We start from the raw sequence: 26,097 nt of genomic DNA, 5'->3' as shown, positions 1-26,097 counted from the left end.
AACATGGCATGGTCTTTTTCTAAAGCGTTTTCAGGGCTGTTCAACCGCAGTGAACCCATTACTGAAGATACTTGGGACGATCTTGAAATGGCTTTGATCGGCGCAGATTTTGGGCCCGACTTAAGCGATGAGATGCTCACCGAACTGCGTGACCAGGTTGAGCGTCACAGCATCACCGATGTGAAAGATCTGAAGCAGCTGCTGCGAGACACTATCGCTGATCGTCTTGCAAAGTTTGATCCAACCCTAAAACTGAGTGACCGCCCAGCAGTGGTGTTAGTTGCGGGTGTGAACGGTGTTGGCAAAACAACCACTATCGGGAAGTTTGCCAACTACCTAGGCAACTTCAACCGCAGAGTGCTTGTGGGGGCGGCTGATACATTTCGTGCAGCAGCGGTTGAGCAGCTTAACACCTGGGCGACGCGCGGCGGGGCAGCGATTGTGAAACCCAAACAGCAGGGGCAGGATCCCGCCTCTGTCGCCTATGAAACTGTGCAGCGCGGCATCAACGAAGGTTTCGATGTGGTTGTGATTGACACCGCCGGGCGCTTGCAAACCAAGGGCGGTCTTATGGATGAGCTGTCAAAAATTAAGCGTGTAATCGAGAAGCTAACCCCAATTTCAGAGGTGCTGCTTGTGCTTGACGCCACCACCGGGCAGAACGGTCTCGCTCAGGCCGAGGCGTTTATCGAGCACGCCGGTGTGACCGGGCTCGTGCTCACAAAACTAGACGGCAGCGCCAAAGGTGGTTTTGTGCTGAACGTGCAAGAAAAGACAGGGCTGCCGGTAAAACTTGTTGGGCAGGGTGAGGGGATCGGTGACCTGACCGGCTTCACGCCGCACGTATTCGCACAAAATTTGGTTGATTAGCATGGAAATCTGGCTGCAGGGGTTCCTTACCGGTCTCGCGCTCATCGTTGCAATCGGTGCGCAAAATGCTTGGGTGTTGCGGCAGGGTATTAGACGTGAGCATGTGCTCGTAGTGGTGCTCACCTGTATGCTCGCAGATATTCTGCTGATAGCGCTCGGCACTGCCTTCATCGGGGTGCTCTCAAACGCTGTGCCGTGGCTCCTCGACGTTCTACGGTGGGGCGGGGTTGTCTACCTCATCTATTTCGCGAGTCGCTGTTTTATGTCTGCGGCGCGAGGTGCTGGGGCGCTAACTGAGGCAAAACAAGCAGGTGCCGGCTCAGTGCTCACAACAACTTTGGCACTCACTTTCTTAAACCCGCACGTCTACCTCGATACGGTCGTGATGCTCGGCACCGTCACCAACTCTTTTGGCGACGCAAAATGGCTGGCAGCGGTGGGCGCGATGACAGCTTCGGTCCTCTGGTTCGGGGGTCTCGGATTCGGGGCACGCGCGCTCTCAGGAGTGCTCGCGAAACCGCGTGCGTGGCAGATTATTGATGTGCTAATCGGTATCGTGATGCTGATAATCGCCTACAAACTGGCGTTCAACGGCTAGCCTCTGCCATAAACTCAACTGCCTGAAGAGTTAATGCGCTTGCCGCGGGTCTCTTGGGGCGCTTATTTTACGAATATTTACGCAGTTAAGCCCTGTAGAATGGCATAGTTATGGCTACATTTGGCACACTCTCAGAGCGACTTACACAGACCTTCGCGCAGCTCCGCACCAAAGGCAAGCTGAGCGCTAGTGACGTTGATGGCACCGTGCGCGAGATTCGACGCGCGCTTTTAGAAGCAGACGTTGCGCTTGACGTGGTTAAGAGCTTCACCGCAAAGGTGCGTGAGCGGGCGCTCGGTGACGAGGTTAATGAGGCCTTGAACCCTGCGCAGCAGGTTGTGCAGATTGTGAACCAAGAGTTAATTGAAATTCTTGGTGGTCAGCAGCGTCGGCTCCAGTTTGCAAAACAGCCCCCGACGGTGATTATGCTCGCCGGTTTGCAGGGTGCCGGTAAAACCACTCTGGCTGGCAAGCTCGCTAAATGGCTGAAAAAAGAGGGACACACCCCGCTGCTGGTCGCCTGTGACCTACAGCGCCCGAACGCGGTAACCCAGCTCGGTGTTGTTGCTGAGCAGGCGGGGGTAGCTATTTATGCGCCAGAACCCGGCAACGGTGTTGGTGATCCCGTGCGCGTTGCAACCGACGGTGTTCGTGAAGCAAAGTCTAAACAGTATGATTTCGTGATTATTGACACCGCCGGTCGCCTCGGTGTTGATACAGAGTTGATGCAGCAGGCGGCGGATATTCGAAAAGCCACCAACCCTGACGAAGTGCTGTTCGTGATCGATGCGATGATCGGTCAAGATGCTGTCACAACAGCGAAAGCATTCCAAGAGGGTGTTGACTTTACCGGTGTTGTGCTCACCAAACTTGACGGTGACGCGCGCGGTGGTGCGGCGCTTTCAATTAGGTCTGTGACTGGCCGCCCGATTCTGTTTGCCTCAACAGGTGAGACGCTTGACGACTTTGAACAGTTCCACCCGGACCGGATGGCAAGCCGGATTCTGGATCTCGGTGACATCCTCACCCTGATCGAGCAGGCGCAGGCTGCGTTCGATGAAGAAGAAGCGCGTAAAACTGCCGAGAAGATCGCAAACGATCAGTTCACGCTCGATGATTTCTTGAAGCAGATGCAGCAGCTGCGCGGGCAGGGCTCACTCAAGAAGATGATGGGCATGCTGCCCGGCATGGGCAAGATGAAAGCGCAGCTCGATGCGTTTGATGAGCGCCAAATCTTGCACACCGAGGCGATTATTCAGTCGATGACCCCTTATGAGCGCAAAAACCCGAAAATTTTGAACGGGTCGCGCAGATTGCGCATCGCAAAGGGATCCGGGCAGACAGTTACCGATGTGAACCGTCTCGTGAAGCAGTTCGAGCAGGCTGCAAAGATGATGAAAACAGTTGCCCGTGGCGGTATGCCGCAGATTCCGGGGATGGGGCAGATCCCTGGCGTGCCAGGCGCACACGGCGGTAAGAAAAAGCAGACTCAGGGCAAGAAGAAAGGCGGCCGCAAATCAGGCAACCCCGCAAAGCGCGCCCAGGAAGCAGCCGGCAAGTCAACATCTGCTGCGACGAATGGCGCCGGTTTGGGTGCATTCGGCGGGCAGAGCTCTGCCGGCCAGGGTACGCCGCGAGCTGCCGACATTAAGCAGATGCAGGAGCTCTTAAAGAAGAGCGGGCTGCGCTAAACGAAGTTTGCGTCGAATTCATCGACGAGAATTTCGGTTGCCTTAAACAGCGCCTTATCTTTATCTCCGCTGTTATCTAACTCTGCGGTGTAGGCCGCTTGCTGTCTGTTTGCACAGCTATCTTCTGTCGCCAAACGAAGAATATCGTCTGCCGCTTCCGCGCAACCCAGCGTCTCAATACTCACAGCGTGCGACTCTATTATTTGCTGCAGTGAGTCGGTGAGTGATTTACGCCCCTTAGAGTCAATCACGCCAAGAGTTGCGTCTGTGCCGTATCTGGCCGCCTGCCATTTATTAAAGCGCGTCAACCATTCAGGGTCTGGCTCATGGCATGTGTGCGTGCCGCGGGTCACACCATCAGCAACAATTTGAGTTAGCGCAGTTACCGCTGCGATACGACGCAAACTGCCGGTGCCGTCACAGGCGCGTGCCTCAACTGTGCCCCAACCGGGAGCGGGCCGCACATCCCAGCGCGCCTCATTCAGCTCAGTAATTAGACCCACCTGCTGCATCTGCTCAATGGTTTTTTCAAACTCGTCCCACGTTGCTTGTAGCGGCGGCACCCCTGCGCTGGGTAGCTGCTGAAAGAGCATCGTGCGGTTTGATGCATAGCCGGTGTTGATCCCCTCCCAAAACGGGCTGGAAGCGCTCAGCGCAATTAGGTGAGGTTGCACGCGTGAGAGGGCGTTCATCACCGGCACAGCAAATTTTTTGTCTGCCACGCCGATGTGATTGTGGATGCCCCAGATCAGCATTTGCCGACCCCACCAGCCGTAGTCTTTTGCAAAGTTCTGGTAGCGATCGCTGTCTGAAACTTTTTGGTCTGCCCAGCTCGAAAACGGGTGTGTGCCGCTTGAAATAAGTTTGTAGCCGCGCTCTTCCGCAATCTGTTTTAGGATCCACGCCATTTCACGCAGCTCAGAAACAGCGGCGGTAACTGTGCGGTGCGGCGATGTCACCAGTTCGACTGTGTTCTGTAGCAGCTCTGCGGAGACCTTGCCGTCACAGCTTTCGGGTATTGCGGCATTGAGCGCTGCAATGACCGCTGGCGCGTCGTTTACGAGCTCCAGTGAGTTAGCATCAACCAGGGCGATCTCCCACTCGATACCGAGCGTGCTATTCGGAGAGTCGGTGAATGACAGATGCATTGTCGCCTACCTCAAGTTCTTAGTGCCGCGCCGTGTGTGTCGACGCAAGGTGGATCCGCCTTTTTCTCCCTGGAGAGCAAATTAGCTAAATGTAGCAAAATAATATAACAGTTATTTGATTTCTTATCATAAATGAAAAATCCCAGATCGCAACATAAATTGCGAATATAGTAAAACTGTGTCATGATTGAAGGGTGCGACAGGCTTGCGCCGGTCGCTGACTCATGTGAGCCCGAGCTCACCGGAATAAGCTTTTAATTAGGAGCAAAAATGGCAGTAAAGATTCGCCTGAAGCGCATGGGTAAGATCCGCGCGCCTTTCTACCGCGTTGTGGTAGCTGACTCACGCACTAAGCGCGACGGTCGCGTAATTGAAGAGATCGGTAAGTATCACCCAACTGAGAACCCATCTTTCATTGAGATCAACTCAGAGCGCGCACAGTACTGGCTCGGCGTTGGTGCACAGCCAACCGAGCAGGTGCGAGCACTTCTGAAGCTGACCGGCGACTGGGGCAAGTTCAAGGGCGAGGGCAACACCGAGTCTGTTGTGAAGCCGGTTGAGGCTAAGGAAGCTTTTGTGGCTGACGAGTCAAAGAAGTCGGTTATTAAGCCAAAGGCAGAAAAGCCTGCTGAGGCTCCTGCTGCTGAGGCAGAGGCAGCTGAGGATGCCGCTGCTGAAACCACTGAAGAGGCTTAATTAGGATGTCGACAGTCTCATTACAGGACGCGCTAAAGCACCTTATCAGCGGTATCGTTGACCGTCCTGAAGCTGTGGAGATTGACTCTGTTGAGAGCGCGCGCGGTGAAACCCTTGAGGTGCGTGTGCACCCGGACGACCTTGGCCGTGTGATTGGCCGGTCGGGTCGCACAGTGCAAGCTCTGCGCACGGTCATCGGTGCGCTGGCGCGTGACCGTCGTGTGCGCATTGATATTGTCGACACCGATGAGACTGCATAGATGAATAAACCCTCAGGTCGCGTTCAGGCTCCCCTTCCCAATATTGGGCGGGGGAGCCTGCGTGTTGGCAGACTGACCAAGCCGCACGGTCTGAAGGGCGGCATTAAACTCGAACTTTTTACCGACAGCCCTGACCTGCGTTTCGTGCCGGGAGCCGAGTTTTATCTGCAGGTGCCGCGCGAGAGTGAGTGGTTTGGCAAAACTATCACGCTTAGTGAATTGCGGTGGTTTAACCAGCAGCCGGTCGGTTTCTTTAGCGAGGTTCCAGATCGCACAGCAGCCGAAAGCATCGTGCGTGCAATTTTGTGGATCGATGAGGCGGTTGTTGCCGCGGGCGCAGAAGACGATGCTTGGTACGATCAGGATTTAGTTGGCCTTGAGGTGCGAGAATTAGGCACTGATGGCGCTGTTATTGTGCACGGCACTGTGGCCTCGGTTGAGCACATGCCCGCGCAAGATCTATTAGCGGTGCGGGTTGCTGCTGGCGAAACAGTGTTTGTGCCGTTGGTTGCAGCGATTGTGCCGGAGGTTGATCTCGCAGCGGGATTCGTGCGTGTCACTCCGCCGCGCGGGTTGTTTGCTGATGAGGCTGACAGTGCGCATTGATATTGTTTCAATCTTTCCCGCCTATTTTGATGCCCTAGAGCTGTCACTGTTGGGTAAAGCCCGGCAGCGCGGGCTGCTCGATGTTGCCGTCCACGACCTGCGTGATGTCACAACAGACAAACATCGCACTGTTGATGATAAACCAGCAGGCGGTGGCGCCGGTATGGTGATGAAAGCTGAGCCCTGGGGGTTGGTGCTGGATAAAATTCTTAGCGAGTCGCCCACCGTTGCAACAGATGCTGAACCATTAATCATCTTTCCGTCACCTGCGGGTGAAGTTTTTAATCAGGGCATGGCGCGTGAGCTTGCCGGTGAAGCACACCTTATATTTGGGTGCGGTCGTTATGAAGGCATCGATCAGCGTGTGTTTGATGAGTATGCAGAGCGTGGGCGGGTGAAGCTTGTCAGCATCGGCGACTATGTTTTAAACGGCGGTGAAGTGGCTTCGATTGCAATGATTGAAGCGATCGCCCGTCTCTTACCGGGTATGGTTGGCAACCCGGAAAGCCTTGTTGAAGAGTCGCATGAGGGTGAGAGCGGTTTGCTCGAATACCCGAGCTACACGCAGCCGGCGGTGTGGCGCGGCCGAGAAGTGCCACCGGTGCTGCTCAGCGGGAATCATAAGAAGGTCGCCGAGTGGCGTCACGCACAGCGAATCGAGCGCACTCGTCGTGTGCGCCCTGATCTGTTGCCGCCGGAAGCTGATCAGGGCTCAGTGGGTACGCAGCGTGAGTTGCAAAACTGATTGAATAACCCGCTGATTCTAGTTTGTAAATAACCGACTAATACCGTAGAATTTATCTCTGTGTGTCAGCACGCGCCGCTGCCGTGAGGGTGAGCGCGTCTCAAGCTAACACAAAACACTAAGTCTTGAAACTATTAATGCGTGTTCGACTTGCGGCGGGCACAGAAAGAGATGATCATGCAGAAGCTTGACTTCCTTGATGCAGCATCGCTGAAGAGCGACATCCCAGACTTCCGCGCGGGCGACACTGTTAAGGTGCACGTTAACATCGTTGAAGGTAACCGCTCACGTGTGCAGGTTTTCCAGGGTGTGGTAATTGCGCGTCACGGCGAGGGCGTGCGTGAAACCTTCACCGTTCGCAAAATTAGCTTCCAGGTTGGGGTTGAGCGTAAATTCCCAGTGCACTCACCAGCTATCGACAAGATCGAGGTTGTAACTCGCGGTGATGTGCGTCGTGCAAAGCTTTACTACCTGCGCGGCCTCACCGGCAAGAAGGCTAAGATTCGCGAAAAGCGCGACGACGTCTAAACCCTTAACTACTTATAGGGCATAACCCGGCCTTAGGCTAATTCCTTAACTAGGATCGGTCTGCACGGGTTTCCTTCTGCAAGGGTCTGAATCTGATACTGCATCGGATTCAGACCCTTGCCGTTTTATGACAGCTGCCAAGATGCAACCTTGCGCAGCTGAGAGAAACAGGCCTGCCTTTAAGCAGCCCAGCGACTAAACTCGTGGCTAGAAAAAGCTCGCGAAAGGGTGCAAAATGTTTTCTTTCTCATCTCTCGAACTGCCTATTGTTGGAGCCCCTATGGCTGGTGGGGTGAGCACGCCTGAGCTTGCGGCAGCAGTGTCTGCAGCGGGTGGTCTAGGCTTTGTGGCGGGTGGCTACCTCTCTGCCGAGAGCCTGGCAGAGCAGATTCAGAAGACCAGAGCGCTTACCGATCTGCCTTTCGGTGTCAATCTTTTTATGCCCGTGACCGACGAACAGCTGCCGTCTGACGCAGATAAGCAGCTGACAGAGTTCGCTACTGCTTTAGAGACTGTAGGCCAGCAGCTAGAAGCCCAGTTGGGTGAGGCAAAAGCCAGTGTCGAGAGTGAAGCTCGGGTTTTTGATGAGCTCATACAGGTGTGTGTTTCTCAGGCAGTTGCCGTGGTAACCTTCACTTTCGGCTGCCCAGCCACCGAGCTGGTGCGCAGGCTTAAGGATTCTGGTTCCCTCGTTGGTGTAACCGTTACCAAACCTGAAGACGCCGTGGTTGCTGCGCAAGCGGGTGCTGATTTTCTCTGCGTGCAGGGGCCTGCCGCTGGTGGGCATCAGTCAACATTTAGTGTGTCTGATGAGTTAAATCAGCTACCGCTGTTGCAGCTGGTTGCCAAGATACGCAGCGTATGTTCTTTGCCGCTGATTGCCGCAGGTGGGATCCGCACCGCCGCGCAGGTGCGAGAGCTGCTAGATGCTGGCGCTGTTGCTGTGGAGATCGGCACCCCGCTGCTCTTAGCAGACGAGGCGGGCACCTCGGCGACGCAGCGCGAGGTGCTGCAGTCGTTGGAGCGGGAGACGGTTTTGACGAGGGCTTTTACCGGGCGCTTTGCGCGGGCTATCAAAAATAGTTGGGCAGAGCGATACCATGAAACAGCCCCTGCAATCTATCCCGGGGTGCATGAGATAACCGCACCTTTGCGACGCGCAGCAGCAAGCACGGGCGAGCACGAATGGACGCACATTTGGGCGGGTGAGCCGTACACCGGTCTAGCTGCAGGGCCTGCTGCAAAGATCCTGCGTCAGATAGCGCCAACAACAAACTCTGAAACTGATTGAGTGCGTTTAAACTCCTTAGAGAGTGATCCGGAAACTAATACACGTTACGCGAAGGCAGCAGTATGTTTTACCGTATTTGAGTTCTTGGCATCAGGTTGCGGCTAAACTGGTGATCTCACCTAGATCCTTCAATTAAGACGAAAACGTGCAGAACTCCGAAACCTCAGCTAAAAAATCAGGCGGTGCCCTCACCTTCATCCGCGATCTCATCGTTATTGTGTTGGTCGCGCTCCTCATCTCATTCCTTTTGAAAACCTTCTTGATCCGCTCTTTTTTCATTCCCTCAAGTTCGATGGAAACAACCCTGAAGGTTAATGACCGGGTGATGGTGAATCAGCTGGTGCCAGACGTGGTGGGGCTTAATCGCGGTGATGTTGTGGTTTTCAGTGATCCGGGTGGCTGGATTTTATCTGTGCCACAGAAGAACGATAGCGCTCTGGGTAAGTTCATGCAGTTCATCGGTTTGGCTCCTGAAGATGACGCCAGCTACCTGATAAAGCGGGTTATTGGGTTGCCCGGCGACCACGTGGTGTGCTGCGATGCACGGGGGCGGCTGAGCATTAACGGAGAGACCCTAGACGAGACCTATTTGTCTGAGGAGACTCGCAACCATCCGGGGCCGTACACTGAGTTCGATGTGACCGTCCCCGAAAATGCGCTGTGGGTGCTCGGTGATAACCGCTTTGCATCACGGGATAGTCGCTTTAACACTGATCAGCCGGGGCGCGGATTTGTGCCGATTGATAACGTGGTTGGGCGTGCCTTCGTTTTGAACTGGCCGCTCGATCGTTTCACCTGGCTCGACAACTATGCGGAAGTTTTTAAAAAAGTTCCCGACCCCGCTGACAAATAGCCGCATGAATATCTCAAACTGCGCAAAAGACCCAACGCTCGATTATGAATTTGAGCTGCTCGCCAAAGCGCCGCTTGTGATCGGTCTCGACGAAGTTGGGCGTGGGGCGATTGCCGGCCCTGTTGCAGTTGGTGCCCAAGTTTTTACGCCGGATGCCGGAGAGATTCCAGCCGGTTTGCGAGATTCAAAACTGCTGACCGAAAAACGGCGGGAGGCTGTGGCGCCGCTGTTAGACGCTTGGGGTGCGGGCGCGGTCGCGTTCGGCGCAGCCGCAGAAATAGACGCAAACGGGATCACCGAAATGCTCGGACGCACAGCGCGTGAGGCGCTAAGCATGCTGCACGAGGTGGGCATTCCGGTGCAGCATGCTGTTATTTTGCTCGACGGTAAACACGACTGGCTCAGCCCACAACTTAATTCACCGCTCACTGTGGTCACTAGGGTGGGGGCGGATCGCGCGTGTGCGACAGTTGCGGCAGCCAGTGTGCGCGCAAAGGTGCAGCGTGATCACTTTATGATCGCAGCAGCGAAAAATTTCCCACACTATGCATGGGAGCGCAATAAAGGGTACGGTTCGAAAGCGCACTTCGCCGGTATTGCAACACACGGGGTAACCGAGCTGCACCGCAAAACCTGGATCAGACTGCCTTAAATCAGCGATTTTTCGCGTCGTTTTAAGGGGCTGCAAGATCTTCATTAAATTCACAGGAATTTTTTCTTACGCTGCGAAGTTAGGTAATGCTATCTTTCATCTGTGTGCCGATTTTCGGCTGGCTAGCACTACGTAGTGCTTGTCTAAACTGCGTGCACGCAGTTACACAGATTAATTTACGTTTACCTAAGTGCTAAATGTCCTTGTGACATGAGGAGTATTACATGCATAGAAGCAAGTGGAGGGCAGGTATAGCTGCCGTTGCACTCTCCGGGGTGCTAGCTACCTCCCTCCTTGTACCGGTCACAGCGCAAGCTGCTGAATCAGAAATCACTGACGCAGTCTTTGAGTGGGGTTTGAACGCAGAATCAGGCAGTGCGGGGTACGCACCCAGAACCTGTAACTTCCTTGGCGCTGGTGTGTCTGGAGATAATGAGTCTTCCAGCATCTGGCAGGGCAAACAGGAAGAAAACGGCAAGGTGTTTGTTAACCCTGCAAACTCTGACGTGATGTGGCGTCAAAATGACGATAACACCTCAATTCTGAAGCCAAACAGCAACGGAGAATTGGTGCCAACCACCTGGGACACCAAGTGCCAGACTCGAGATGGCTCGCGCACAAACACTTCAGGAAAAACCTCAGAAAATATTGTGCGCATCGTTAAGGGCACCGGAACTGTTGATCCTGAAACAAACTCCGCACAAATCCGCTGGTTTGGCTCATTCTCAGTGATCTACTACTCGGGAATGACCTACTGGAGCGTTGTTAACCCGAAACTCAACGTTGTAAACGGTGAGGGTGTGCTCACAGGGCGCCTTTCTGGATACGGCACGTCCATGGAGGATCAGAGCCAGTGGAAGCGGTTGCGTGCTCGTGAAGTAACTCTCGCCACCCTAAAAAATGTCACAGTAACTGACAGTGGCATTAAAGTGACACCCGAATACAAGGGTGTTGAGGTTACTCCGCCGCTGGGCGGAACCCAGGCACGCACCGGAGCGAACTGGGGCTCATGGCCGCAAGAATTTGTTGACTTCCAAGGAGAAACAGGGCAGGCAGCTTACTGGTACTCCAGCGGTGGTTCAGCAGACTCGCGTAAAGTGCCGACAGAAATTGGTATTAGCTACACAACCCCAAACATTGTGACCCACGCTGTCACAGTCGAGGGTGGTAAGGCCTCTCAGGCGCAAGCAGCTAAAGGGGAGAAAGTTACGCTAACCGCGTCGGTGCCAGAGGGTAAACGCTTTCTCGAGTGGCGCACCGAAACTGCTGGTGTGTCATTTGCTAATGCGAAAGACGCTAATACCAGTTTTATGATGCCGGCTAGCGCCGTCACCGTCACAGCAGTCTTTGAAGATAAACCTGCGGCGGTAGCTCATGCGATCGCCGTGACCGGCGGCACAGCCTCAGCGCAAACTGCGCTTGCGGGAGAGACCGTAACCATCACAGCGCAGGTGCCAGAAAATCATCACTTCCTGCGTTGGACGAGCGAAACTCCTGGTGTTGAGCCAACAGCCTGGACCAGCCCGCAAACATCCTTCACAATGCCGGATGCAGATGTTAACCTCACCGCTACTTTTGGGCGCAATACTGCTCCCACCAACCGTGCGAGTGCTTCGGTAACTGTTGAGCCGCATGAGAATCTTGATCCGGCAGCACGGAATGTGCTTACCATTAGCGGTAAAGACTTTGTTAGTGACGCTGCACGGAATGGTGTCTACGTGGTTGTTAGCGAAGAAGCCATGTGGAAGCCGGGGGAGTACGTTAGAACTCAAGGGCTCGGTGAGGGCGAATTTATTGCCGCTCAGTGGGTAACCCCAGAACAGCTCAAGGCTAATGACGGCGCCTTCAAAATAGATGTTGTTTTGGCGGCAAACAGTATGGATCGCAACAAGACCTACTATGCCGGAACAATGGCTGCGCACGCCCTGGCGCTGACTGAACGCTCTATCGACCGCGCAGAAAAGCTGACATTTAAGGCGATTGATTACGATCCAAACGCGATCTTCGCACCGGATACTGTTGCAGCAACTGTGCAGGAGAAGGGTGACGTTGCAGCCGAATGGAGCTATTCTGGTGCGACTCCAGCCCGCGGCTGGGAGGTGCTGATCACCTGTGTGGAGCAGTGCTCAGACCCGCTCTACCAGAGCAAGCAGAAGAACCTCTCTGATCCTGAAGCGCGTTCTGAAACCTTCAGCTCTGTTCCTAATGGTGTCTACACCGTTTCTGTTCGCTCTGCCGGCTGGTACGGAAATGAATACAAGCAAACAGATTGGGTTGTTTCTGACAAGCTATACATCGGGGTGGAGAAGCAGGCTGACTCAAACACCGAGCCAGGTGACTCAAACGCTGAGCCGGTTGCCCCGGTTGACAAGCCAAGTGAGCCTGCTGCTCCGGCAGTGCCTGCTGAGACTGACGACGCAGGCACAGAAGCTCCTGCCGCGGATACGAATGACGCACCAGCAGACGCGGATAACGCACCAGCGGATAACGCACCCGCGACTGTGAAACCGCAGCTCACCCTCTCACAGACTGAGCTTGCAGTGGGAGATGCCCTAGATATCCTTGCAGCCGGATTTATCCCGGGAACTGAAGTCACCTTTGAGGTGCACTCTGATCCGCTCGTTATTGGCACAGTCAAAGCTGATGCGCAAGGGGCTGCCTCTCTCGCATGGAAGGTGCCTAGCACTCTGCCAGCGGGGTCACACACTGTGATTGCTACCGGCCTTGCACGCAGCGCAGATGGCGCAGAGCAGAAGGTGAGTGTCTCTCAGGAAATCACCATCAAAGCTGCAGCATCAGGGGCTACACAAGCGGCTCCTGTGACAGCGAGCGGGAAGCAAACCCTCGCCAACACAGGCGCTCCTGACGCTACCCTGGCTCTCCTAATCGGAGCCGGAGTGCTTGCTCTTGGTGGTGCGCTTCTCACAGCGCGCCGCCGCACACGGAGCTAAAACTCAACGCTAAAAAAGCTCCCCTGCGACTGCAATATACGCCAGTCGTAGGGGAGCTTCTCATATCTGCTGCCGCACACAAAATGGTAAAGCGGGGGATCCTCTAACCTTTGCAGGGTACATTTATAGGCGTGAAGCAGAAGTTTCCAGAACTTGATACAACCCTACCCATCGGCGTTTTCGACTCTGGTGTTGGCGGCTTAACAGTTGCGCGTGCAATTAGGGATCAGCTGCCAAATGAAGCAATAATTTACCTCGGCGACACCGCCCGCAACCCATACGGCACGAAACCCATAAAAGAGGTGCGTGAATACTCGCTTGAAATGCTCGACAGACTGGTTGCAGAGGGCGTGAAGATGCTTGTGATCGCCTGCAACACCGCCTCCACAGCAGTGCTGCGCGATGCATACGAACGCTACGATGTGCCGGTTGTAGAAGTGATCCGCCCCACCGTGCGCAGCGCGATTGCCCTAACCCGCAACGGCAATATTGGGCTTATCGGCACCCAAGCAACAGTAAAAAGTCGTGTGTACGACGATTTCTGCGCTGTGCACGGCGGAGTTGACCTGATTAGTCAGGCGGCACCCCGCTTTGTTGAGCTCGTTGAAGCTGGCACAACCGCAGGCCCAGAAGTGGAGGATGTCGCTAAGCGCTACCTCGAGCCGCTAATCGCAGCCGACATCGATACTCTAATTCTTGGCTGCACCCACTACCCGTTCTTGCAGGGCGCAATTAGACACACCGTCGGCCCCAATGTGGCCTTAGTTACCAGTGACACTGAAACCGCCAACGAGGTCTATCGTGTGCTGCGCAAGCTCGACCTTTTAAACCCACAAGACCATCCGCCTCAGATACGGTTTGAGGCGACGGGCAGAGATACCGGCTCGTTTAAAGCGCTCGCGCAAACAATGCTCGGCCTGCAAATCGACAGCGTGACGCGTATCTAACACGCGCATTTAAGAAAGGACAAACATGACCCAGACCCGATTTGACGGCCGCACCCCGGAACAGCTGCGCGACATAAAAATCGAACGCGGCTGGAGTGAACAGGCCGAAGGATCAGCGCTTGTAAGTTTCGGCAAGACAAAGGTGCTGTGCACAGCGAGCTTCACCAACGAGGTGCCCCGTTGGAAAAAGGGGGAGGGCACCGGCTGGGTGACAGCAGAGTACGCAATGCTGCCGCGCGCGACCAGTGAGCGCACAGGGCGCGAATCAGTGCGCGGTAAAATTGGCGGTCGCACCCACGAAATTTCACGTCTCATCGGGCGCAGTTTGCGCGCTGTAGTTGACACCAAAGCCCTCGGTGAAAACACTATTGTCATCGACTGTGATGTGCTGCAGGCAGACGGCGGCACCCGCACAGCGAGCATTACCGGCGCTTATGTCGCGCTCGCAGAAGCTGTTGCGTGGGCGAAAGAAAGAAAGTTTATTCCTTTGAGAAATAGGGTGCTCACAGACTCTGTTGCTGCGGTGTCTGTTGGTATCGTTAACGGCCAAGCCGTGGCAGATTTGCCGTATGTTGAAGACTCAACCGCTGAAACAGATATGAACGTTGTGATGACAGGTTCTGGCGACTTCGTTGAGGTGCAGGGAACTGCAGAGGGCGCTCCTTTTACGCGCGGTGAACTGGCACAGCTGCTCGATCTTGCAGAGGCCGCAAACAGTCAGTTGCGCGCCGCACAGGAAGCGGCTTTGCAAGGAGTTGAGTTCTAAATGACTGAAGTTATTCTCGCCAGCCGCAACGCACACAAACTAGAAGAGTTGCGTGCGATTCTTGCGCCTTTGCTACCTGAGGTGCAACTTGTTGGTGACGACGGGCCGGAACCGGTTGAATCTGGCATCAGCTTTGCCGAAAATGCGCTCATAAAGGCGCGGGCAGCGGCGATCCGCACGGGCAAACCGGCGATCGCTGACGACAGCGGAATTGCGGTGCGCGTAATGGGTGGCGCGCCGGGTATTTTTTCTGCGCGCTGGGGCGGGCCGGCTCGGTCAGACAGTGCGAATGTTGACCTACTGCTGTGGCAGTTAAAGGATGTCCCGGCAGCGCATCGAGAGGCCAGTTTCGTGTGCGCGGCCGCGCTGGTTGTGCCGGACGCAGCTGGATCAACCACTGAAGATGTGGTGCTCGGTGAGTGGGAAGGATCGGTTCTTAACGAGCGGCGCGGCGAGAATGGTTTTGGGTACGATCCAATTTTTCAGCCCCGCGGCATGGATGTTTCTGCGGCTGAGATTGACCCGGAAAAAAAGAATTTACTGTCGCACCGTCGGCGGGCGTTTGAGGCTTTGATTCCGCTCTTGCAGCAGCGGCTTGGCTGAGTAAAAAACCCCTGATGAAACTGAGTTTGTTTCTCACTACCAGTAAATTGACAACCTCTCGGTGCACGGTCACAATTGGTGTAACAGCTATTAAGTAAGGAACCAAATTATGACTGAAGAGCACAAGACTAGCGAGCACACCGTTGAAGAGCATGCGCACGGCGCAGACTGTGGGCATGAGACGGTTGAGCACGGTGATCACGTAGATTACCTGCACGACGGTCACCGTCACGCTGAGCACGACGGTCACTACGACGAGCACTAAGCATTATTAATGCGCAGGCGGCGGGTTCTTAATTGAGCCTGCCGCCTGTTGCATATGCGCAGCCGTAATTTACGCTAAACTGTTTGCAGCGCGGGAGTGGTGGAATTGGTAGACACGCAGGATTTAGGTTCCTGTGCCGCAAGGCGTGAGAGTTCAAGTCTCTTCTCCCGTACTAGTGCGCGCGGTATTTATGCCGCGCGCATCTTTATCTGCACAGATGGTTGTAACATCAGTGCATCAGAGAACGGAGCAAAAAGTGACCGTAGAATTTCAGGTGGTGCCAAGCAACCCAAAGAGTGACGCTGAAGTTGCTGAAATTTTAAAGGGTGAGCTGGGGTTCGGATCCTTTTTCACCGACCACATGATCTCAATCGTGTGGGAAAAAGAGACCGGCTGGCAAACTCCCGAAGTGTTGCCTTACGGCCCTATTGCGATGGATCCAGCAAACGCTGTGCTGCACTACGGGCAGGAAATTTTTGAGGGTGTGAAGGCATACCGTCATCCAAACGGGGAAATCGCAATTTTCCGGCCAGAGCGAAACGCTGCCCGATTCAACAAGAGCGCAAAACGTCTTGCGCTGCCCGAACTGCCTGAGGAGCTCTTTATCGCTGCGTGCGAAAAGCTCACTGCGGTTGATAGCCGCTGGGTGCCGGAGCAGGAAGGGTTCTCGCTATACCTGCGCCCGTTTATGTTTGCTGACGAGGTGTTTTTAGGCGTTCGCAGTGCGCACCGTGCACGTTTTATCGTTATCGCAAGCCCCTCAGGTAACTACTTCGAAGGTGGTTTGAAGCCGTTGAAGCTGTGGCTGTCGACCAGCTACAATCGTGCGGGAGTTGGAGGCACCGGCTTTGCAAAGTGCGGTGGCAATTACGCCGCATCACTCGTTGCGACAGACGAAGCTTTTGCAAACGGTTGCCAACAGGTGCTGTTTACAGATGCCGGTGATAATGACTCAATAGATGAGCTTGGCGGCATGAATCTATTTCTTGTCACGAACGACAACAAGCTTCTCACCCCGGAGCTCAACGGAAATATTCTTGCCGGGGTGACCCGTGAAAGCATTATTGAGATCGCTCGCGATTTTGGCTTTACAGTTGAAGAGCGTAACGTAACCGTCAGCGAATGGGCAGCTGGCGTTAAGAGCGGCTACATTCAAGAGGCATTCGCCTGCGGCACAGCAGCTGTGATCGCCCCGATCGGTTACCTAATCGGGCCAGACGGTTTTGAGATTGCGCTGCCACAGCCAACGGGCGATGTGACCGTGCGGATTCGCGAGGAGATCACCGGCATCCAGTTCGGAACGCGCGCAGACAAGCGCGGCTGGCTGCATCAGGTAGCGCAATAGAGGGCGGTCGGTTGTGAAGATTGTTCGATTCTCAAAAGAGCAGAAAATCGCATTCGGTGTCGTCGACGAAGCTGAAAACGGCGACCTGGAGGTTGTTGAGCTTGCTGGTGATCCGCTCGGCGGGAAGTTTGAGACAACCGGCACTCGATACGGCTTCGGCCAGATCCGTGTTTTATCCCCGGTAGTGCCGATGTCAAAAGTAATCGGTGTGGGTAAAAACTATGTTGCGCACCAGCAGGAAATGCAGGATATTACGGGCGCTACTTCCGCCAGCGGGGCCTTTGAGCCGCTCCTGTTTTTAAAGCCGAACACCTCTGTGATTGGCCCCGGCGATCCAATCGTGCTGCCACAGGTTTCTAGCAATGTGCAGGTTGAGGCAGAACTCGCTGTTGTAATTGGTGCTGTTGGGAAGCACGTGCCAGAAGAGAAAGCGCTTGACATAGTTTTCGGCTATACAGTGGCTAATGACGTTTCCGCTCGCGATCTGCAGGTGGCTGACGGGCAGTGGGCGCGCGCTAAGGGGTTTGATACTTTTTGCCCGCTCGGACCTGTTATTGAAACTGAGTTTAATTCTGATGCCGCGCGCGTAAAATCTCGGATCAACGGTGAAATTCGGCAGGATGCGCCGGTGCATGACATGATTCATTCGGTTGCGAAACTAGTCTCCTATGCGTCTTCAGTTTTCACCCTGGTGCCTGGCGATGTGATTCTCACCGGCACCCCCGCTGGTGTATCTACGATTACTGACGGTGACAGTGTTGAGGTTGAGGTGAGCGGCATTGGGGTGCTGCGAAACCCAGTAATCTCAGAAACCAAACTGCATAAATAGGGCTTATGGATCCAGCACGACTTAACCACAACACAGAGAAAGCAGATCTGACGCCGCGTGTGCGTCAGGTTGAGGGGCGGCTGCGCGCGACTCGTCCACGTTCTGTTGGTGCAGCGGATAGGTCTGAGCGTCGGCAGGTGCGGCCGAAAGCGGAAGGGTGGAAGCAGATAACCAACCCAGACGGGCGCCCAACTCTGCAGTTTGCCGCGCCGCGTGTGAAACAGCCGCCAAAGCACCTGGCTGATATGAGTGTTGCAGAGCGCGTTGAAAAAGTTAAAGAGCTGGGGCTGCCCGCATTCCGTGCAAAACAGATTGCGAAACACTATTTCGAGCGCTACACCGCTGATCCTGAACGGATGACAGACCTGCCAAAAGAGGGGCGTGCAGAGCTTGTGCGAGAGCTCTTACCACCTCTTTTAACTGAGGTGAAGCGTCTCACAACAGATGACGGCGCAACTGTGAAGTTTTTGTGGCGCCTGTTTGACGGATCCCTTATTGAATCAGTTCTAATGCGGTATCCGGGTCGTATCACGCTCTGTGTTTCCAGTGAGTGCGGCTGCGGCATGAACTGCCCGTTCTGCGCCACCGGGCAGGCGGGGCTGACTCGAAACATGTCAGCGGCAGAAATCGTTGATCAGGTTGTGCAGGCAAACCGCGTTATCGCTGAGGGTGGGCTCGGTGTTGGTCGGCAGGCTGGGAACGGCGCAGAGCCGGAGCGCGTCACAAATATCGTGTTTATGGGCATGGGTGAGCCGCTCGCAAATTACAAACGGGTGATGCAATCAATTCGCACGATGATCGCCCCGGCCGGCGAGGGGCTGGGTATGAGCGCGCGCGGCATTACCGTCTCTACCGTAGGATTGGCTCCCGCGATCCGCAAACTGACAGCCGAGGAGCTGCCGCTCACCTTCGCGCTGAGCCTGCATGCGCCAGATGATGAGCTGCGTGATGACCTAATTCCGGTAAACAGCCGGTGGAAGGTTGACGAGGTGCTTGACGCTGCGCGCGGCTACTTCGAAAAAACTGGGCGGCGTGTGTCAATCGAGTATGCGTTGATCAAAGATATGAACGATCACGCCTGGCGTGCTGACCTGCTGGCTGAAAAATTAAATGCGCGCGGGCGAGGTTGGGTGCACGTTAACCCGATCCCCCTGAACCCAACTCCGGGCTCTATTTGGACGCGCTCTGAGCCCGATGTGACACGCGAATTTGTGCGGCGCTTGAATGAAGCCGGAATTCCAACAACTCTGCGTGATACGCGCGGCAAAGAAATTGATGGAGCCTGCGGCCAGCTAGTCGCCACCGAAGCTGATAAAGCTGAGGCGCTGCGCAGCGCGCAGGCAGAAAATGCTGAGAATCAAGCGCGTCTTTTAGCGGCTGAAGCTGAACGTACACGCGCTGTTGTAGATGCTCGGATGAGCTCTGAAGACTGATGAGACAGCATGGCTGAGGGTGTCGACTCAACAGACCTACGCATTTTGTACAGTCTGGGTAGCGAAGGTTCACTCGCCGGAGTTTCTGAAAAACTGGGGTTGAGTCAGCCGGCTGTGTCGCAGCGCGTAAAGCGACTGGAAGCAAAACTGCAGGTGCCGTTAACCGAACGGGTTGGGCGCAGTGTCCGCTTGACACCGGCGGGTCTGATTCTTGCCAGTCACGGTGCAAAGGTCGTTGCTGAGCTCGATGAAGCATTCGAGAAAATTGCTGCGTTAAAAGATGATCGCGGGGGGCAGCTGCGTCTGGTTGGGTTCCCCTCAGCTTCGGCAACCGTAGTGCCGGACATGATGCGATCCTTAGCCTCACTCGCCCCCGGAGTAACGATGCAGTATCGCGAGGCAGAGCCACCATCCGCCTTGGCAATGCTGCGCGATGGGGAAGTCGACTGCGCGCTAATTTTCGACTACCAAGACACCACCAAGCTGCCGGCTGGAACGGTCTATAAACCGCTGTGGCGGGAGCAGCTGCATCTTGTTATCGCTGCAGATGACGCCCGCGCTGCTGTTAAAGGTGCGGTAGACATGGCTGACTTTAGGGCAGACCACTGGATCGCTGGCTGTGAGAAGTGTCGTGGCAACCTGCTGTCTGTGGCAGCTGAGCACGGGTTCGAGCCGGACATTATTCAAGAGACCGATAACATGCCGGCGATGGTTGCGATGGTGGCAGCCGGCACTGCTGTGGCGCTTGTGCCGGGCTTAGCACTTGCAGGCATGCGCACACTGCCTGAGGGGGCCAAGGCCGTATCCATGCAACGGGCGCGACATCGCACAGTCGGCTTGGCAACGACCGATACAGCGGTGCTGAGCCCAGCTGCCAGACTAGCGGCGACACTTGCAGCTGAGGTTGATGCTGGGCGCTGGGGGCTTGAGTCACTCTAGTAAACTTGCTTGTGATGACTACTTCAAGCAAATCTTTGTTCTCAACTGCAACCGGCAGCGACGTGCGCGTCCGTTTTTGCCCGTCACCAACCGGCACCCCACACGTGGGTATGGTGCGCACAGCTCTGTTTAACTGGGCTTATGCACGGCATACGGGCGGCACTTTTGTTTTCCGTATTGAAGACACTGATGCGGCACGAGACAGCGAAGAAAGTTTTGCACAGATTATCGACAGCCTGCACTGGCTGGGTCTTAACTGGGACGAGGGCGTTGGCGTCGGTGGCCCGCATGAGCCATACCGGCAGTCACAGCGCGGCGAGATCTACCAGGATGTTATCGAGAAGCTAAAGGCCGGCGGTCATCTCTATGAAAGCTATTCAACCCCCGAAGAGATTGAAGCTCGCAACATTGCTAACGGTCGCCCAAAGCAGCTTGGTTACGATAACTTTGATCGCGATTTAACCGAAGAGCAGAAAGAGGCATTCCGCAGGGAAGGCCGCCAGCCAGCTTTGCGTTTCCGTGTGCCGGATGTTGATCTATCATTCACAGACCTGGTGCGCGGTGACATCACTTTCCCTGCCGGTTCCACGATCGACTTTGTTGTTGTGCGACCAAACGGGGCGCCGCTTTACACACTGGTAAACCCTGTTGATGACGCTCTGATGGGCATCACCCATGTGCTGCGTGGTGAAGATCTATTGTCATCCACTCCGCGCCAGATTGCGCTCTACCATGCGCTTATTGAGATCGGGGTTGCGGGGCATATTCCAAACTTTGGTCACTTGCCATATGTGATGGGGGAGGGGAATAAGAAGCTTTCAAAGCGCGATCCCGAGTCGAACCTCTTGCATCACCGCGACCGCGGTTTCATTCCCGAGGGGCTCATAAACTATCTCTCGCTGCTCGGCTGGTCGCTGGCCCCAGACCGTGATGTGTTTACCAGCGACGAAATGGTTGCAGCTTTTGATGTAAAGAACGTCAACCCGAACCCAGCGCGATTCGACCAGAAGAAAGCAGACTCGATAAACGCAGATCATATTCGACTGCTCGACCCGCAAGATTTTGAAGAGCGTATAGTGCCGTATCTGATAGCCGGGGGAGCTCTGCCAGCTGAGCTAACTGAGAAACAGCGAGAGGTGCTGCACCAGGCGGTGCCGCTCGTGCAGTCACGCATTACTGTGCTCAGTGAGGCTGTTGGAATGTTGGGCTTCCTCTTCACAACAGCTGAACACATTGACTACGCTGCTGATGCGCTTAAGGCTCTGTCAGATAACGCGCCTGAGGTGCTCGAGGCGAGCCAGGAGGCGCTTAACGCACTCAGTGACGATAAGTGGAAAGCAGCGACAATCCAAGAAACACTGCAGTCTGCGTTGGTTGAAAAAATGGAGCTGAAGCCAAGATTTGCCTTTACGCCACTGCGCGTCGCAGTTTCTGGCCGTCGCGTATCACCGCCGCTTTTCGAGTCGTTAGAGCTGCTTGGTAAGGCAGAATCGCTGACCCGTCTACAGCGGCTAGCAGACCAGCTTTAAGGGGGCGCTGTGCCGACAGCTGCTATCTGCGGCGCTGGGGAGGCTGTTCCCGCAAACTGTTTTGACGCTGTGGTGATTGGGGCCGGGCCAGCTGGGCTTGCCTGCGCTCTCAACCTGGTGCGCGGCCATGCGCGGGTTCTGTTGGTCGATGCAAACCGGCCACGGCACTCGGCCACCCTTATCTCGCACGGTTTCATTACCCGTGACGGCGCATCCCCGCTGGAACTTAGGCAACTCGGGCGTGAAGAATTTCTCACCTATCCGAGTGCGAGCTACCTAATGGCAGAGGTTACTGCGGTGCAGGGCGGCGCTGATGCGGGGTTTGAGCTAAGCCTACGAACAGTGCGGGGCGGTGAGGTTAAAACTGTCAGCGCAAGGATCGTAGTGGTTGCAACCGGGCTTGCTGAACAGCTGCCTGAAATTACCAACCTGCGCGCCTATTATGGGACTGCGTTACACAGCTGTGTGGTTTGTGACGGTTATGAAAAAACAAACAAGCCACTCGTCATCATTCCGCACCCGGAAATAGAGCGGGAAGCTGTGCTGCAGGCGGAGACTCTGGTGCGCCGCTTTAGCCCTAGGGTGACGGTGCTAAACGCCGATAGCGTCAGTGAGATTATTGGTGAGCGCGCCCAAATGCACGGTGTGCGCCTGCACACTGGTGAGGTTGTTGCAGCAAGCGCCGGGTTTGTGCTGCCAAAGAGCTCTTTGAATATTAAATTCCTCGCGCCGCTCGGTGTGACCGAAACAGCATTTAAGGGTTTAGGGCTTTCGGATCCGCACGCAGCACTTCCCGGATTAACGCGCATCAGCGGGCTTTATGCGGTGGGAGAAGCGGCCACTGGGAAACCTGAGCAGCTGTTGGTTGCAGCCGGTAGCGGCGCCGCGATAGTGCCGCATTTGCTGGTTACTCTAAGCGAGAAAGTGAATTAAGAGCCGCGTAAAGCTTAGCTAGCGCGTGCAATTACCTCCTGGGCATACTCCTTGCCGTAGTAGCGATGCAGCGTTTCTTCGCGGAGCTCAGCAAAGGTGCCGTCAGTCATCGATGCGCGAATTTCATCAACGAGTCGCACAATAAACCGTTCGTTGTGAATTGTTGCCAGTGTTGCAGCGCCCATCTCGCGCGACTTAAACAAATGATGCAGATATGCGGCGTCATAGTTTTCGCAGGTGTAGCAATCGCAACCTATTTCAAGCGGCTCGAATCTGGTTTTGTGGATCGAATTTTTTGCGTTTACACGGCCGTCGCGGCTGTACATTGTGCCACCCCGAGCCTGACGGGAGGGGGCAACGCAGTCAAAAGTGTCGGCACCTGCTGCGATTCCCAGAAACAGGTCATCTGGTTCGGAGATACCGAGCAGATGGCGCGGTTTATCTTCCGGGAGTTCATCGGTCATCCAGCTCACAATTTCGCCGAGCCGCGGTTTTTCAATTGCGCCGCCAAGGCCGAAACCGTCAAAGGTCTGTGAGGTGTGTTCCGCACCCGTCATAGTGCCCAAATCTTTTGCCGCCATCCGCCGCAGGTCTTCGTATTGCGCTCCCTGAATAACACCAAACAGTGCCTGGTATGGCCGATCCGTCCGCTCTCTTGTAAGGCGCGCATGCTCGTCAAGGCAGCGTTTTGCCCACCGGGATGTGCGCTGCACAGAGGCTTCCTGATACTCTCGGGAGTTCATCAGCGTGGTCAGTTCATCAAAAGCGAACATGATGTCTGCGCCAATTTCGTGCTGAACGCGCATGGAGACTTCAGGCGTGAAGCGGTGTGTATCGCCGTTTATGAAGGATTTGAAGGTGACCCCGTCTTCATCAACCTTGGCAAGTCGATCTTTGTCTTTCGCGATAACTTCAGCGGCGTTGTGTTTTGCCGCCTCCATTGAGAGAGTCTTCTTGTGACCGACACCGAGTGACATTACTTGGAAGCCGCCGGAGTCGGTAAAGGTTGGGCCGTTCCAGTGCATAAACTTTGCAAGCCCACCAGCCCGATCGAGGGTTTTGCTGCCGGGCTGCAAAAACAGGTGATAGGCGTTCGCTAAAACAGCCTGCCCGCCCAACTCTCTAACAGTCTCAGGCAGCAAACCTTTTACAACTGCTTTTGTGCCAACCGGGATAAAAGCGGGGGTGTTGATTGTGCCGTGGGGTGTTGTGATCGTGCCTGTGCGACCCAGGGGTTTACCGGAGTGTGTGCCTGTAAAACCGTCGGAGGTGAGCACGCTATTTACTTGGAATCCAAAATTGCTGCGGTCATTAATAGACATGGGCACTATTCAAGCGTATTTACGCCTGCGACACGCCCGGGTGTTGGTGTTGTTTGCGTGGGGTGGGTCTGGGTGCGTAGAGTAGTCATCTGTTGGCCGAACGTCAGGAAACGGAAACACGGTCAGCGTCTTGGTGGGAAACACTGTTTACACATTTTCTGGCTTTTGTTTGTTGGCTTTTTGTGTTATGGTTGTTTTTCATTGTTTTGATCCTGCGGGGTTCGGAGGCTTCTTGGTTGGAGCGTGTACGGGTTCTGTTTGGTCTTTGAGAACTCAATAGTGTGCACTTGATTGTCAAATGCCAAATTTTATTTGAACCTCGTGCCAGTTTTTATGCTGGTGGGGATTCCTTGTTTTTGGATGAACATTCTTGATGATTTTTTGATTGTCAGAATCGTTTGTCAGGTCAAACTCGCATTCAGTGTTGTTTTCCCGATGCTGTTTGTTTTTTTGTTTTTTACGGAGAGTTTGATCCTGGCTCAGGACGAACGCTGGCGGCGTGCTTAACACATGCAAGTCGAACGATGAAGCCTAAGCTTGCTTGGGTGGATTAGTGGCGAACGGGTGAGTAACACGTGAGTAACCTGCCCCTCACTCTGGGATAAGCGCTGGAAACGGTGTCTAATACTGGATATGACCTTTTACCGCATGGTGATTGGTGGAAAGATTTTTTGGTGGGGGATGGACTCGCGGCCTATCAGCTTGATGGTGAGGTAATGGCTTACCATGGCGACGACGGGTAGCCGGCCTGAGAGGGTGACCGGCCACACTGGGACTGAGACACGGCCCAGACTCCTACGGGAGGCAGCAGTGGGGAATATTGCACAATGGGCGAAAGCCTGATGCAGCAACGCCGCGTGAGGGATGACGGCCTTCGGGTTGTAAACCTCTTTTAGTAGGGAAGAAGCGTAAGTGACGGTACCTACAGAAAAAGCACCGGCTAACTACGTGCCAGCAGCCGCGGTAATACGTAGGGTGCAAGCGTTGTCCGGAATTATTGGGCGTAAAGAGCTCGTAGGCGGTTTGTCGCGTCTGCTGTGAAATCCTAAGGCTCAACCTTAGACTTGCAGTGGGTACGGGCAGGCTTGAGTGCGGTAGGGGAGATTGGAATTCCTGGTGTAGCGGTGGAATGCGCAGATATCAGGAGGAACACCGATGGCGAAGGCAGATCTCTGGGCCGCTACTGACGCTGAGGAGCGAAAGCATGGGGAGCGAACAGGATTAGATACCCTGGTAGTCCATGCCGTAAACGTTGGGAACTAGATGTGGGGACTGTTCCACGGTCTCCGTGTCGACGCTAACGCATTAAGTTCCCCGCCTGGGGAGTACGGCCGCAAGGCTAAAACTCAAAGGAATTGACGGGGGCCCGCACAAGCGGCGGAGCATGCGGATTAATTCGATGCAACGCGAAGAACCTTACCAAGGCTTGACATATAGGAGAACACTGTAGAGATACAGGACTCTTTGGACACTTCTATACAGGTGGTGCATGGTTGTCGTCAGCTCGTGTCGTGAGATGTTCGGTTAAGTCCGGCAACGAGCGCAACCCTCGTCCTATGTTGCCAGCGGGTTATGCCGGGGACTCATGGGATACTGCCGTGGTCAACACGGAGGAAGGTGGGGATGACGTCAAATCATCATGCCCCTTATGTCTTGGGCTTCACGCATGCTACAATGGCCGGTACAAAGGGCTGCGATACCGTAAGGTGGAGCGAATCCCAAAAAGCCGGTCTCAGTTCGGATTGGGGTCTGCAACTCGACCCCATGAAGTCGGAGTCGCTAGTAATCGCAGATCAGCAACGCTGCGGTGAATACGTTCCCGGGCCTTGTACACACCGCCCGTCAAGTCATGAAAGTCGGTAACACCCGACGCCGGTGGCCTAACCTTTTTGGAGGGAGCCGTCTAAGGTGGGACTGGTGATTAGGACTAAGTCGTAACAAGGTAGCCGTACCGGAAGGTGCGGCTGGATCACCTCCTTTCTAAGGAGCATTTGTCGCCGCATGTTATTCAGGCTTGTGTCTGTTTTGTGGTGGTTGCCAGTTTAAATGCCGTGTGTGTGTTTGCTGGTGGCTCATGGGTGGAACGTTTGATGATTGATTGGGATTGTTTCTGGATGCTGTTTAGTACGCTTCATTCTTTTGTGGGGTTGGAACGGGGTGTTTGGTTTTCGGTTCTGGTTGTTGGTGCATACTATTGGGGTTCTGGGAGACCGGGGCCAGGTTTTTTCTGGTTTGGGTTTCTTGCACTCCTTCTGGTGGCTGCTGTTTTGATGGTGGTTGCTGGTTGGGTGTGTGGG

At 54.9% G+C, this 26,097-nt stretch carries 24 protein-coding genes, 1 tRNA gene and 1 rRNA gene; 24 read left to right on the top strand and 2 right to left on the bottom strand.

Going from position 1 to position 26,097, the window contains the following annotated elements; translation table 11 throughout:
- Window positions 1–3 precede the first annotated feature (3 nt).
- The 3 genes from ftsY to ffh all read left to right on the top strand — a co-directional run bounded on the left by ftsY (window position 4) and on the right by ffh (window position 3,159).
- Complete coding sequence (ftsY, locus tag HCR00_RS03090) at window positions 4–870, top strand: signal recognition particle-docking protein FtsY (RefSeq protein ID WP_167142640.1); 867 nt, start codon at window positions 4–6, stop codon at window positions 868–870.
- 1 nt (window position 871) lies between these two features.
- On the top strand, window positions 872–1,468 hold the full coding sequence (locus HCR00_RS03085) for a LysE/ArgO family amino acid transporter (protein ID WP_167142637.1): 597 nt from the start codon (window positions 872–874) through the stop codon (window positions 1,466–1,468).
- Window positions 1,469–1,578: 110 nt separating this feature from the next.
- The gene (gene ffh / locus HCR00_RS03080) at window positions 1,579–3,159 is read left to right on the top strand and encodes a signal recognition particle protein (RefSeq protein ID WP_167142634.1); all 1,581 of its coding nucleotides are present in this window, start codon (window positions 1,579–1,581) and stop codon (window positions 3,157–3,159) included.
- Here ffh and HCR00_RS03075 read toward each other — a convergent pair.
- The gene (locus tag HCR00_RS03075; RefSeq protein WP_167142631.1) at window positions 3,156–4,307 is read right to left on the bottom strand and encodes a carboxylate-amine ligase; all 1,152 of its coding nucleotides are present in this window, start codon (window positions 4,305–4,307) and stop codon (window positions 3,156–3,158) included. The two genes, ffh and HCR00_RS03075, sit on opposite strands and share 4 nt — an antisense overlap.
- A gap of 270 nt (window positions 4,308–4,577) precedes the next feature.
- Here HCR00_RS03075 and rpsP point away from each other — a divergent pair, with 270 nt between their 5' ends.
- The 20 genes from rpsP to HCR00_RS02975 all read left to right on the top strand — a co-directional run bounded on the left by rpsP (window position 4,578) and on the right by HCR00_RS02975 (window position 22,478).
- On the top strand, window positions 4,578–5,003 hold the full coding sequence (gene rpsP / locus HCR00_RS03070) for a 30S ribosomal protein S16 (protein WP_166987502.1): 426 nt from the start codon (window positions 4,578–4,580) through the stop codon (window positions 5,001–5,003).
- 5 nt (window positions 5,004–5,008) lie between these two features.
- A complete protein-coding gene (locus tag HCR00_RS03065) occupies window positions 5,009–5,263 on the top strand; it encodes an RNA-binding protein (protein ID WP_167142628.1) in 255 nt (84 codons plus the stop codon).
- Window positions 5,264–5,869 (top strand): ribosome maturation factor RimM, encoded by a 606-nt coding sequence (gene rimM, locus HCR00_RS03060; RefSeq protein ID WP_166987508.1) that lies wholly within the window; start codon window positions 5,264–5,266, stop codon window positions 5,867–5,869. It begins immediately after the preceding gene.
- Complete coding sequence (gene trmD / locus HCR00_RS03055; protein ID WP_167142626.1) at window positions 5,859–6,614, top strand: tRNA (guanosine(37)-N1)-methyltransferase TrmD; 756 nt, start codon at window positions 5,859–5,861, stop codon at window positions 6,612–6,614. The genes rimM and trmD overlap by 11 nt, the downstream gene beginning before the upstream one ends.
- A 177-nt stretch (window positions 6,615–6,791) precedes the next feature.
- A complete protein-coding gene (gene rplS, locus HCR00_RS03050) occupies window positions 6,792–7,142 on the top strand; it encodes a 50S ribosomal protein L19 (RefSeq protein WP_166987514.1) in 351 nt (116 codons plus the stop codon).
- Window positions 7,143–7,377: 235 nt separating this feature from the next.
- Entirely contained in the window at window positions 7,378–8,433 is a 1,056-nt protein-coding gene (locus HCR00_RS03045; protein ID WP_167142623.1) for an NAD(P)H-dependent flavin oxidoreductase, read from the top strand.
- Between the two features lie 145 nt (window positions 8,434–8,578).
- Complete coding sequence (gene lepB / locus HCR00_RS03040; RefSeq protein ID WP_167142620.1) at window positions 8,579–9,286, top strand: signal peptidase I; 708 nt, start codon at window positions 8,579–8,581, stop codon at window positions 9,284–9,286.
- Between the two features lie 4 nt (window positions 9,287–9,290).
- Window positions 9,291–9,938: a ribonuclease HII gene (locus HCR00_RS03035; RefSeq protein WP_167142617.1), complete on the top strand. Its 648-nt coding sequence runs from the start codon at window positions 9,291–9,293 to the stop codon at window positions 9,936–9,938.
- Between the two features lie 224 nt (window positions 9,939–10,162).
- Window positions 10,163–12,889 carry an InlB B-repeat-containing protein gene (locus HCR00_RS03030; protein ID WP_167142614.1) on the top strand — a complete coding sequence of 909 codons (2,727 nt, stop codon included), beginning with the start codon at window positions 10,163–10,165 and terminating at the stop codon, window positions 12,887–12,889.
- 131 nt (window positions 12,890–13,020) lie between these two features.
- Window positions 13,021–13,836 (top strand): glutamate racemase, encoded by an 816-nt coding sequence (murI, locus tag HCR00_RS03025; RefSeq protein ID WP_166987532.1) that lies wholly within the window; start codon window positions 13,021–13,023, stop codon window positions 13,834–13,836.
- Between the two features lie 25 nt (window positions 13,837–13,861).
- Window positions 13,862–14,602: a ribonuclease PH gene (rph, locus tag HCR00_RS03020; protein WP_167142611.1), complete on the top strand. Its 741-nt coding sequence runs from the start codon at window positions 13,862–13,864 to the stop codon at window positions 14,600–14,602.
- On the top strand, window positions 14,603–15,205 hold the full coding sequence (gene rdgB / locus HCR00_RS03015) for an RdgB/HAM1 family non-canonical purine NTP pyrophosphatase (protein ID WP_166987538.1): 603 nt from the start codon (window positions 14,603–14,605) through the stop codon (window positions 15,203–15,205).
- Between the two features lie 109 nt (window positions 15,206–15,314).
- Window positions 15,315–15,470, top strand: coding sequence for a zinc transporter permease (locus HCR00_RS03010; protein WP_166987541.1), 156 nt, complete (start codon window positions 15,315–15,317; stop codon window positions 15,468–15,470).
- A 90-nt stretch (window positions 15,471–15,560) separates the two neighbouring features.
- Window positions 15,561–15,642: transfer RNA gene (locus HCR00_RS03005), tRNA-Leu, on the top strand.
- Between the two features lie 45 nt (window positions 15,643–15,687).
- Window positions 15,688–16,815 (top strand): branched-chain amino acid aminotransferase, encoded by a 1,128-nt coding sequence (locus HCR00_RS03000; RefSeq protein ID WP_166987544.1) that lies wholly within the window; start codon window positions 15,688–15,690, stop codon window positions 16,813–16,815.
- Window positions 16,816–16,828: 13 nt separating this feature from the next.
- A complete protein-coding gene (locus HCR00_RS02995) occupies window positions 16,829–17,644 on the top strand; it encodes a fumarylacetoacetate hydrolase family protein (RefSeq protein WP_167142607.1) in 816 nt (271 codons plus the stop codon).
- A gap of 5 nt (window positions 17,645–17,649) precedes the next feature.
- On the top strand, window positions 17,650–19,077 hold the full coding sequence (gene rlmN / locus HCR00_RS02990) for a dual-specificity RNA methyltransferase RlmN (protein WP_167142604.1): 1,428 nt from the start codon (window positions 17,650–17,652) through the stop codon (window positions 19,075–19,077).
- Between the two features lie 9 nt (window positions 19,078–19,086).
- Window positions 19,087–20,016 carry a LysR family transcriptional regulator gene (locus tag HCR00_RS02985; protein WP_166987554.1) on the top strand — a complete coding sequence of 310 codons (930 nt, stop codon included), beginning with the start codon at window positions 19,087–19,089 and terminating at the stop codon, window positions 20,014–20,016.
- Between the two features lie 14 nt (window positions 20,017–20,030).
- Window positions 20,031–21,545, top strand: coding sequence for a glutamate--tRNA ligase (gene gltX, locus HCR00_RS02980; RefSeq protein WP_167142601.1), 1,515 nt, complete (start codon window positions 20,031–20,033; stop codon window positions 21,543–21,545).
- 9 nt (window positions 21,546–21,554) lie between these two features.
- Window positions 21,555–22,478 (top strand): NAD(P)/FAD-dependent oxidoreductase, encoded by a 924-nt coding sequence (locus HCR00_RS02975; protein WP_167142598.1) that lies wholly within the window; start codon window positions 21,555–21,557, stop codon window positions 22,476–22,478.
- Window positions 22,479–22,492: 14 nt separating this feature from the next.
- On the opposite strand, the gene tgt is transcribed toward HCR00_RS02975, so the two are convergent.
- The gene (tgt, locus tag HCR00_RS02970) at window positions 22,493–23,800 is read right to left on the bottom strand and encodes a tRNA guanosine(34) transglycosylase Tgt (RefSeq protein WP_167142595.1); all 1,308 of its coding nucleotides are present in this window, start codon (window positions 23,798–23,800) and stop codon (window positions 22,493–22,495) included.
- Window positions 23,801–24,256: 456 nt separating this feature from the next.
- Between tgt and HCR00_RS02965 the strand changes: the two genes are divergently transcribed.
- Window positions 24,257–25,780: ribosomal RNA gene (locus HCR00_RS02965) — 16S ribosomal RNA — on the top strand.
- Window positions 25,781–26,097 lie beyond the last annotated feature (317 nt).

Origin of the sequence: Canibacter zhoujuaniae (genome assembly GCF_011752005.1) — a bacterium.
GTDB lineage: Bacteria > Actinomycetota > Actinomycetes > Actinomycetales > Microbacteriaceae > Canibacter > Canibacter zhoujuaniae.
Note: the sequence above shows the minus strand (reverse complement) of the source record. Positions and strands in the feature narration are given on the sequence as shown.